The 9,439-nt window shown below is 75.2% G+C and carries 7 protein-coding genes; 4 read left to right on the top strand and 3 right to left on the bottom strand.

Annotated features, from left to right (window positions below):
• Positions 1-2,965: ATP-binding protein (locus tag E1291_RS34695; RefSeq protein WP_131742299.1), on the top strand; the 2,965-nt coding region annotated here is incomplete at its 5' end.
• Positions 2,966-2,971: 6 nt separating this feature from the next.
• Here E1291_RS34695 and E1291_RS34690 read toward each other — a convergent pair.
• On the bottom strand, positions 2,972-3,952 hold the full coding sequence (locus E1291_RS34690) for an Lrp/AsnC family transcriptional regulator (protein WP_131742298.1): 981 nt from the start codon (positions 3,950-3,952) through the stop codon (positions 2,972-2,974).
• A 126-nt stretch (positions 3,953-4,078) separates the two neighbouring features.
• Here E1291_RS34690 and E1291_RS34685 point away from each other — a divergent pair, with 126 nt between their 5' ends.
• A complete protein-coding gene (locus E1291_RS34685; protein WP_207401100.1) occupies positions 4,079-5,524 on the top strand; it encodes an MFS transporter in 1,446 nt (481 codons plus the stop codon).
• 132 nt (positions 5,525-5,656) lie between these two features.
• Here E1291_RS34685 and E1291_RS34680 read toward each other — a convergent pair whose 3' ends face one another.
• Together E1291_RS34680 and E1291_RS34675 are read right to left on the bottom strand one after the other, a co-directional pair.
• Positions 5,657-6,466 (bottom strand): ABC transporter permease, encoded by an 810-nt coding sequence (locus E1291_RS34680; protein ID WP_131742297.1) that lies wholly within the window; start codon positions 6,464-6,466, stop codon positions 5,657-5,659.
• Positions 6,463-7,467 (bottom strand): ATP-binding cassette domain-containing protein, encoded by a 1,005-nt coding sequence (locus E1291_RS34675; RefSeq protein ID WP_131742296.1) that lies wholly within the window; start codon positions 7,465-7,467, stop codon positions 6,463-6,465. Before E1291_RS34675 ends, E1291_RS34680 begins: the two co-directional genes overlap by 4 nt.
• Positions 7,468-7,850: 383 nt before the next feature.
• Here E1291_RS34675 and E1291_RS34670 point away from each other — a divergent pair, with 383 nt between their 5' ends.
• Both E1291_RS34670 and E1291_RS34665 read left to right on the top strand, forming a co-directional pair.
• Positions 7,851-8,411, top strand: coding sequence for a PH domain-containing protein (locus E1291_RS34670; protein ID WP_242614561.1), 561 nt, complete (start codon positions 7,851-7,853; stop codon positions 8,409-8,411).
• Positions 8,408-9,439, top strand: a 1,032-nt coding sequence (locus E1291_RS34665; protein ID WP_242614560.1) for a PH domain-containing protein, incomplete at its 3' end; no start/stop codon positions are given. The genes E1291_RS34670 and E1291_RS34665, both read left to right, overlap by 4 nt.

Here is a 9,439-nt window from a genome sequence, read left to right as displayed (position 1 = left end):
CGCGCTCTGGCGCGGCCCGGCCCTCGCCGACGCCGCCGCGCTGCGGTTCGCGGGCGCGCCCGCCGCGCGTCTGGAGGCGCTCCGCCGCACCGCGATCGAGGAGCGAGTGGAGGCCGACCTCGCGCTGGGCCGGCACGTGGAGCTGGTCCCCGAACTGGAGGCGCTCGCCGCGGACGACCCGCTCCGGGAGCCGGTCGCCGCCCTGCTGATGCGCGCGCTGTACGGTGCCGGCCGGCAGGCCGAGGCCCTGGTCCGGTACGAGGACGCCAAGCGCGCCCTGGCCGATGACCTCGGCGTGGCCCCCTCGCCCGCTCTTGAAGAGATCTACCTGGCCGTGCTCAGGCAGGACCCATCTCTCCTTCCCGCCGGACGGCGGGACGCGCGATCCGGCGTGTCCGGCGCGATCCGGGACGAGTCAGACGCCATGCCCGAGGCGGGCGAATCCGGGGCCAAGGGGAACCTGCGGGCGCGCCTCACCAGCTTCATCGGCCGCGACGCCGACCTCGACCGGGTCGGCGACCTGCTGGGCGTGGCGCGCCTGGTCACGCTCACCGGTCCCGGCGGCGCCGGGAAGACCCGGCTGTCGGTGGAGACGGCGGAGCGGCTCGGCGGCCGGATGCCGGACGGGGCGTGGCTGGCCGAGCTGGCGTCGGTGACCGACCCGGCCGAGGTCCCCGCCACCGTGCTGACCGCGCTCGGCGCGCGAGAGATGACGGTGATCGCGAGCCGCGGGCGGATGACGCTGGTGGACGCGGGCGAGCCGCTGGACCGGCTCGTCGCCGCGCTCGCCGGACGGCGGCTGCTGCTCGTCCTCGACAACTGCGAGCACCTGCTGGACGCCGCCGCCGGCCTCGCCGACCGGGTGCTGGCCTCGTGTCCCGGCGTGCGGATCCTCGCCACCAGCAGGGAGCCGCTCGGCATCACCGGCGAGACGCTGTGGCCGGTCGGGTCGCTGGCGGGCCCGCCGACGCGGGCCGACCCGGAGACGGCCATGGCCTTCCCCGCCGTCCGGCTGTTCGCCGACCGGGCCGCCGCCGTGTCGCCGGGCTTCGCGGTCACCGCCGGGAACGTCGCCCCGGTCGTGCGGATCTGCCGGGCCCTGGACGGCATGCCGCTGGCGATCGAGCTGGCCGCCGCCCGGCTGCGGGCGATGACCCCCGCGCAGCTCGCCCGGCGGCTGGACGACCGGTTCCGGCTGCTCAGCGCGGGCAGCCGGACCGCGCTGCCCCGGCACAGGACGCTGCGCGCCGTGGTCGAGTGGAGCTGGGACCTGCTGGAGGAGCCGGAGCGGGTGCTGTGGCGGCGCCTCGCCGTCTTCCCCGGCGGCGCGGCGCTGGAGAGCGCCGAGGACGTGTGCGCCGGGCCGGGCCTCGACCGCGCCGACGTGCTGGACGTGCTGTCGGCCCTGGTCGACAAGTCGCTGGTGACCGTCCACGGCGACGGGGCCCCGGGCGACGCGGGCGCCGGGGACGGCGGGCCGCGCTACAGGATGCTGGAGACGATCCGCGCGTACGGGCTGGAGCGGCTCGCCGAGGCGGGCGAGGAGGAACGGGTGCGCCGCGCGCACGCCGCCCACTTCGTCCGGCTGGCGGAGACGGCCGAACCGCGCCTGTACCGCGCGGACCAGCTGGTGTGGCTGCGCAGGCTGAGCGCCGAGCAGGACAACGGCTCCGCCGCGCTGCGCTGGGCGATCGCCGCCGGGGACGCGCCGCTGGCCCTGCGGTTCTGCGCGTCGCTCGGCTGGTACTGGTTCCTGCGCGGGCAGCTCGTCGACGGCGCCGAGAGCCTGGAGGAGATCCTCGCGCTGCCGGGCGTCCCCGACGACGAGACGACCGCGCTCGCGCTCGCCCTCGGCGCGATGACCTCGCTCGACAACCAGCACGAGGGCGACCGGGTCGTCGCCTGGCTGGGGCGGGCCGAGCGGATCTGCTCGGGGACCGACCGCACCGCCCTGCACCCGGTGCTGCGGCTGATGCTGGAGACCGCGCACATGTACACCTCCGGGTGGGACAACCGGGCGGGGCTCGGCATTGAGGCTCTGCTGGACGACTCGGACCCCTGGGTGCGGGGGCTGGCGTACTTCGTGCACGGCCAGGTCGCCCACAACTTCGGCCGCACGGAGGAACTGGAGCACGACTTCGACCGGGCGCTCGCGGCGTTCCGCGAGGCGGGGGACCGCTGGGGCCTGTCCTTCACCCTCACCTCCCAGGCGGAGATCCTCGGCCGCCGCGGCGAGCACCGCGCCGCCGTCGCCTTGTACGAGGAGGGCCTGCGGCTGAACGCCGAGCTGGGCGGCGGGACCGTCCAGTTGCTGCACCTGTCGATGAAGCTGGCGAACGAGCTCGACCTGATCGGTGAGCGCGAGCGGGCCGACTCCCTGTTGCGCCGCTCGATGCGCGACACCGACGCCCTGCGGCGGCCGGAGGACATGGCCGCGCTGCACTACCAGCTCGGCGAGTTCGCCCGCCGCTCGGGTGACCTGGCGGCGGCGCTGCGCGAGCTCGGCCGGGCCGAGGCGCTCACCGACGGGCTGCCGGGCCCGCCGCAGTTCCGCGCGATGGTGCTGTGCTCGCGCGCCCAGCTCGACATCGCGCTCGCCTCCGCCGACGAGGGCCGGACCAGGCTGGACGAGGCGCTGCGCGGCGCCGTCCGGGCGCAGGACTACCCGATCGCGGCCTACGTGCTGGCCGGGCACGCGGAGCTGGCGCGGAGCCTCGGCGACCCGGGCCGCGCGGCGGGGCTGCTCGGCACCGCCGACGGCCTGCGCGGCTGCCGCGACCTCTCGCAGCCGGACGTCCTCGCCATCGAGGCCGCGGTCCGCGCCGCGCTCGGCGACGCCGCGTTCACCGCCGCCTACGAGCGGGGACGCTCCTGGACGTTCGCCGACGTCCTGGAGGAGTTCGGCCTGGAACATCCCGCCGCCGCCACCATGACCCGCCCGCCCGGCGCCGGCAGCGCCGGCTGAACCGGATCAGGGTGGGAGGACCGTTCCGGCGCGTTTGATGGTGCGGATGACCGGGGCGCTCTCCAGAGCGGTGATCGCCTCCAGGGTCGCGACGCGCTCGGTGAGGTAGCGGCCGAGGTCGGCGGTGCCGCGGCAGTTGACCGCCGCGACGAGGTTGGTGGGGCCGGTGGTGAGGGCCACGAAGGACGCCTCCGGGTGCGCCGCCAGGGCGGACGCGACGTCCGCCAGCGCCGAGGGACGCACCGACATCCACAGCCGCGCCTCGGCGTGGAAGCCCAGCCGCCGGGGCTCGATGTCGACCTGGAAGCCGAGGACGCCGGCGTCCCGGAGGGCGTCCACGCGGCGCCTGACCGTGGAGTCCGACCACCCGGTGGCCTTGGCGAGGTCGGCGTAGGCGGCCCGGCCGTCCCGCGCCAGGGCGGTGAACAGGGCCCGGTCGGCGGGGCCGAGATCGAACGCCGTGGTCTCCGCGGCCGGATCGGGGACGGGCCGGACGGGGCGTAGGCGCGCCGCCTGCTCCGGAGCGAGCGTCGCGGGACCGAGCCAGCCGCCGGGCAGGGCGTAGCTCCGCAGCAGGAGATGGGCGGACACGCCGAGGACGCGGCGGGTGCGGGGCAGCCGCTCCAGCAGCAGGGCGTCCCGTTCACCGGCCGAACGGGTCTGGGTGTTGCACGAGATCTCGGTGCCGCCGGACAGGAGGTGGACGAACGACGTGTCGTCCCGCGCGGCCAGGGCCCCGGCGATGGACGCCGCGGCGTCAGGTGTGCAGCGCAGCCTGATCGTCCAGGACGTGTGGCCGAGCCGGGGGCCGTTCACCGTGCCCGCCACCCGCAGGATCCCGGACGAGCGGAGCCGCCGGTAGCGGCGCGCCACGGTGTTCTCGGAGACGCCCAGCACCTCCCCGATCCGGCTGAAGGGAGCCCGCCCGTCGATCTGGAGTGCGTGAACGAGCCCGCGATCCACGGCGTCCAGTGTGACGTCATCCATCAGGTCAGCCTAGAGGATGCCGGAAACAGCCGCGATCGGGGTCATGGATGGCGGAACGGTGGCGCGAGCGGCGACGGTGGACGGGCCTTCACCGGAAGGCGGTCTTCGACGAAAGGGGGAGGTCCGATGCGCCGATGGTGGCCGCTGGCCGCGATCTGCATGGGCTCGTTCTTGTTCCTGGTGGACACGACCATCGTGACCGTGGCGCTGCCGAGCATCGCCGGCGGCCTGCACGCCCCGCTGGAGGCGCTGCAATGGGTGGCGAACGTCTACACCCTCGTCCTGGCGGTCCTGATGCTCACGGCGGGATCGCTCGCCGACCGGTACGGGCACCGCCGCGTCTACATGGCGGGGCTCGTGGTCTTCGCGGCGGCGTCGGCGGGCTGCGCGCTCGCGCCGGACGCGGCGACGCTGGTCGCTGCGCGCGGTGTGCAGGGCGTCGGCGGGGCCGCGCTGGCGGTCACCGCGTTCTCCCTGATCGGAGCGATCTACGAGGGACCCGCCCTGAGGACGGCGATGGGCGTGTGGGGCGCGGTCAGCGGGCTCGGCGCCGCTTCGGGGCCGCTGCTCGGCGGGCTCCTGGCACAGGGCCCGGGCTGGCGCGCGATCTTCCTGGTGAACCTGCCGGTCGCGGCCGCCGCGCTGGTGCTGACGCTGCGGGCGGTCCCCGCCGACCGGCCCGCGGCCACGCCGCCGGGCGCCGGACTCGACCCGGTCGGGACGATCCTGTTCGCCGTCGGGGCCGGGCTGCTCACCGACGCCCTGACCAGGGCGGGCGCCGACGGATGGCGGGGCGGCGGCGTCCTCGTCCGGGTGGGCGCCGCGGCGGTGGCGCTGGCCCTGTTCGTCGCCGCCGAACTCCGTCACCGGCGCCCGATGCTGGACCCGCGCCTGTTCCGAGCGCCCGGCCTCGCCGCCGTCCTGGCCTGCGTGCTCGCGTCGTCGGCGGCGTTCTCCTGCCTCGTCTACACCGCGATCTGGCTCCGGTCGGGGCTCGGCCTCGGCCCGGTGCGGACGGGCCTGACGATGATGCCGATGGCCCTCACCGCCTTCGCGGTCTCGACGGTGACCGGACGGCCGCGCGCCGGGATCCCGCCCCGGGCGGGCCTCGGCGGGGGGCTGCTGCTCAGCGGCGCCGGATGCGCGCTGCAGGCGGGCCTGGACGGCGGCTCCACCGCGTCCTCGCTCACGGTCGGGCTGGTCGTGACCGGCGCCGGGGTCGGGCTGATGCTCCCCGCGATGGGCACGGCGGTCCTGACGGCCGCGCCCCCGGACCGGCGGGGGACGGCCGCCGGGGCGATGACCACGTTCCGGCAGCTCGGGCAGACCCTCGGCGTCGCCGCGCTCGGCGCCCTGTTCCAGAGTGGCGCCGGGGCGCGCGCACGCGGGGAGAGCGATGCCGCCGCGCTCGCCGCGGGCCTCGACCGCGTGTACCTGGCCGCCGCCGCCCTCGGGATCGCGGCCGGGCTCCTCGCCCTCGCCGCCGCCGGAGGCCGGGACGAAGACCGCCCGAGCGGGACGGGGACCATCCCGGAGGCGCGCCCCGCAAAGGCCGGACGACACCGCGACTGACCGGCCGAACGGCCGACCACCGAGCCGCCTGACCCGCAGGGTGCCGACCGGCGGGCCGCCGAACGGTGAGTGGGCTGAACGGCGACGGCCCGGTCGCCCGTGAGGGTGACCGGGCCGTCCGCGGCGCCGGGCTCAGGCCCGGCGCTTGAACGCGCGCAGCGACAGCGGCGCGAACACCAGGGCGATACCGATGCCCCACGCCAGCGTGACCAGGGCGTGCTGCAGCACCGGGCCGCCGACCAGCAGCCCGCGCAGCGCCAGGACGAGCTGCGTCACCGGGCTGTTGTCCATGCACCAGGCCAGCCCCGACGGGATGCCCTTGGTGTCGGGGATGAACGCCTTGCTCAGGAAGCTCAGCGGGAAGATCACCACGAAGCCGAAGATCTGTACCTTCTCCGGCTCGCTGACCAGCATCGCGATGAGGACCGACGTCCACGAGAACAGCACCGCGAACGTCAGCAGCAGCAGGAACGCCAGGACCAGCTCGACCGGGCCCGTCTCGATCCGGAAGCCGATCGCGAACCCGACCGCCAGCAGGACCACCATCGACCACGCCTGCTTGGCGGTGTCGGCGAGGATCCGGCCCGCGAGCGGGGCGCTGCGGGCGATCGGCAGGCTGCGGAACCGGTCGAAGACGCCCTTGGTGATGTCGGTGTTCAGCCCGAACCCGGTGCTCATCCCGGCGAACAGCGCGTTCTGCGCGATGATGCCGGGGATGACGACCGGCAGGTAGTCCTTGACGCTGCCGGTCATCGGCGGGCCGAACACGTAGGCGAACAGCAGCACGAACATGATGGGCTGGATGGACAGGTCCAGCAGCTCCATCGGGTTGTGCTTGATCTGCACCAGGTTGCGCCACGCCAGCGTGACGATGTTGCGCGCCGCGGTGCCGGGCGAGACCCGCCTGGTCAGCTCGCGCGGCGCGAAGGTCGCGGTGGTCATGCCGAGGCCCCTTCCTTGTCGGCGGCGCGGGCGAGTTCGTCCGCCGCGGCCTCGATCTCCTCGGCCGCCTCGTCGGTGTGGTGGCCGGTCAGGGCGAAGAACACCTCGTCCAGGCTGGACTTGCGCAGCGACAGCTCGCCGACGGTGACGCCCGCGTCGTCGAGCCGCCGGACCGCCGCCGGCATCAGGCCCGGATCGGTGATCGGCACCGACACCAGCCCCTCCGACACCTCCGGGGTCGCGCCGGCCAGTTCGCCGACGATGCCCGCCACCGCGGCGGCGTCCCGCTCGTCGATCGGGCGCACCTCCAGCACCTGCCCGCCGACCTGCGCCTTCAGCGAGTCGGGCGTGCCGTGCGCGATGACCCGGCCGTGGTCGATCACCACGATGTCGTCGGCCAGCTGGTCGGCCTCCTCCAGGTACTGCGTGGTCAGCAGGACGGTGACGCCGTCGCCGGTCAGGCCGCGCACGATGTCCCACAGGCCGTTGCGGCTGCGCGGGTCGAGGCCGGTGGTCGGCTCGTCCAGGAACAGGATCTGCGGACGCCCGACCAGGCTGGCCGCGAGGTCCAGGCGGCGGCGCATCCCGCCCGAGTAGGTCTTGGCGGCGCGCTCGGCCGCGTCGGTGAGCTGGAACCGGGCCAGCAGCTCCGCCGCCCGCTGTCGCGCCTCGCGCCGCGGCAGGCCGAGCAGCCGCCCGATCAGCACCAGGTTCTCGGTGCCGGTCAGCAGCTCGTCGACCCCGGCGTACTGCCCGGTCAGGCCGATGAGCTGGCGCACCTTGTGCGCCTCCTTGACCACGTCGAACCCGCCGACGCGGGCCGAGCCCTCGGTCGGCTCGATGAGCGTGGCGAGGACGCGGGTGGTGGTGGTCTTGCCGGCGCCGTTCGGGCCGAGGACCCCCAGCACGGTGCCGGGTTCCGCGGTGAGCGAGACGCCGGCCAGCGCCTGGATCTCACCGAACCGCTTCACCAGGCCGTCGGCCTGGATCGCGTACGTCATGTGATCTCCTAGGGACTCGTGTGCCGGACGTCTCGCTGCCCCGCGTCGAGGACTGCCCAAAATATGCAGTGTCCGGTGCTGTGCGCATCCAGTTTTCTGGTCGCCTCTGCCAAGACGCTGTCAAAGCGGTGAGAGGCAAGCACAACCTCGCATACACCACTGACAGAACGGCCCCGCGCGACCGCCTGTTCCAGCTCATGGGACGGATCCACGCCGGTTAGGCGGCCGTTAGAGGTCCGGCAGCGGCCGGAGAGCGCCGCACCAGCCTCCACCGGGCCGCGGCTTCCCACCCGTCCCCGCCGCCCCCGACACGGGCGGCTTTCGGCCCGGTTCCGGCCGCGTCGCCTGGCGTGGGCCCGCGCGGCGGGTTCTAAACTCGCGGTGTGACGACGGTGCGGCGCGGTCACCATCAGGACGGCGGGGGGCCGCACCCGCCGCGGCTGCGGGCGCCCGCACATCGCGTCTCGCGCCGCGCGATCGCGCACTGGGCGATCGAGTACCTGCTGGTGTGGGGCCTGGCCTTCGGCCTCGCGCTCGGCGTCGCCGCCTGGCTCGACGACTCCGTGTGGAGCGGCATGCCCGGCTGGCTGGACGGCCGCGTCGGCTGGCTCCCCTACGCCGTCGGCGCCGCCGGGGCGCTCATGGTGACCGTGGCGCCCGTCTGGCGCTACCGCGTCCACCGCTGGGAGGTCAGCGCCGACGTCGTCTACACCTGTACCGGCTGGTTCAGCCGCGAATGGCTGCTGGTGCCCGTCAGCCGCATCCAGACCGTCGACACCGAGCAGGGCCTCCTGGAGCGGATGCTCGGCCTCGCCACCATCGAGGTCAACACCGCCTCCCACACCGGCTCGTCCGAGCTGTCCGGCCTGCCCGTGGACGTGGCGACCCGGCTGGCCTCCGAGCTGGCGCGCCGCGCCCACGACCTCCGCGACGACGCGACGTGAGCGTCCAGGACGAGCCGCGGCCGGCGCCGCTGCCGGCCCTCCCCGGCGACGGCGCCGCGCGGCGGCAGCGGCTCCACCCGCTCACCTTCGTCATCGGCGCCGTCCGCGAGCTGGTCGCGCTGCTCGCCGCGGGCGCCACCGGCCTCATGGTCGGCGGGCTGTCCACCGCGTTCTACTTCACGCTCGTCGGGCTCGGCTTCGGGCTGATCTTCCACGTCACGGGATGGGCGACGTTCAGCTACATCCTGCGCGACGACCGCCTCGAACTGCGGCGCTCCCTCGTCGGACGGTCGGTCAAGAGCATCCCGCGCGAGCGGATCCGCGGCGTGGACATCAGCGCGTCCCTCCCGCACCGCCTCCTCGGCCTCGCGGTCGTCCGCGTCGACGCGGGCGCCGACGGCGGCGAGGGGGAGCTGAACGCCGTCTCCCGGCACGAGGCCGAACGGCTCCGCCGCGTCCTGCTGGCCCGCGCCGGACGGCCCGTGCCGGCCGCGCCGCCGCGCCGTCCCCTCGCCCGCATGCGCCGCCGCTGGTACGTGTACGCCCCGCTCAGCGGCGCCTACCTGCTCACCCCGTTCGCGCTGGCCGGCAGCCTCCTCGGGACGCTCTACAACCTCGGCGACGACCTCGGCCTCATCACGCAGGAACGCGTCGAGGGCCTCGGCCACGACGTGGTGGGGCTGCCCACCGCGCTCGTCGTCGCGCTCGCGATCCTGGTCCTGCTCGCCATGCCGGTGATGTCGGTCATCGTGTTCACGCTCTTCAACTGGGACTTCACCCTCCACGAGCGGGACGGGTCGCTGGTCGCCGAACGCGGCCTGCTCACCCGCCGCAGCGTCTCGCTGGAACGGCGCAGGCTGCGCGGGGTGGAACTCGCCGACAACCCCTTCGAGCGGATGGCCGGCGTCGTCCGCCTCGGCGCCCTCGTCACCGGCCTCGGCGACGCCGCGCACCGGGGCCGGCTCCTGCCCGCCGCGCCCCGGCCCGTCGCGCTGGCCCTGGCGGCGCGCGTCCTCGGCGAGGTGCCC

Origin of the sequence: Actinomadura roseirufa (genome assembly GCF_900659635.1) — a bacterium.
In the GTDB taxonomy this organism is placed as follows: domain Bacteria; phylum Actinomycetota; class Actinomycetes; order Streptosporangiales; family Streptosporangiaceae; genus Spirillospora; species Spirillospora roseirufa.
This window is presented reverse-complemented; position numbering and strand designations above follow the sequence as displayed.

Excerpts from the sequence above, each read along its gene's own strand:
- E1291_RS34690 (WP_131742298.1), bottom strand. The coding sequence starts at position 3,952 with ATGGATGACGTCACACTGGACGCCGTGGATCGCGGGCTCGTTCACGCA.
- E1291_RS34685 (WP_207401100.1), top strand. The coding sequence starts at position 4,079 with ATGCGCCGATGGTGGCCGCTGGCCGCGATCTGCATGGGCTCGTTCTTG.
- E1291_RS34680 (WP_131742297.1), bottom strand. The coding sequence starts at position 6,466 with ATGACCACCGCGACCTTCGCGCCGCGCGAGCTGACCAGGCGGGTCTCG.
- E1291_RS34675 (WP_131742296.1), bottom strand. The coding sequence starts at position 7,467 with ATGACGTACGCGATCCAGGCCGACGGCCTGGTGAAGCGGTTCGGTGAG.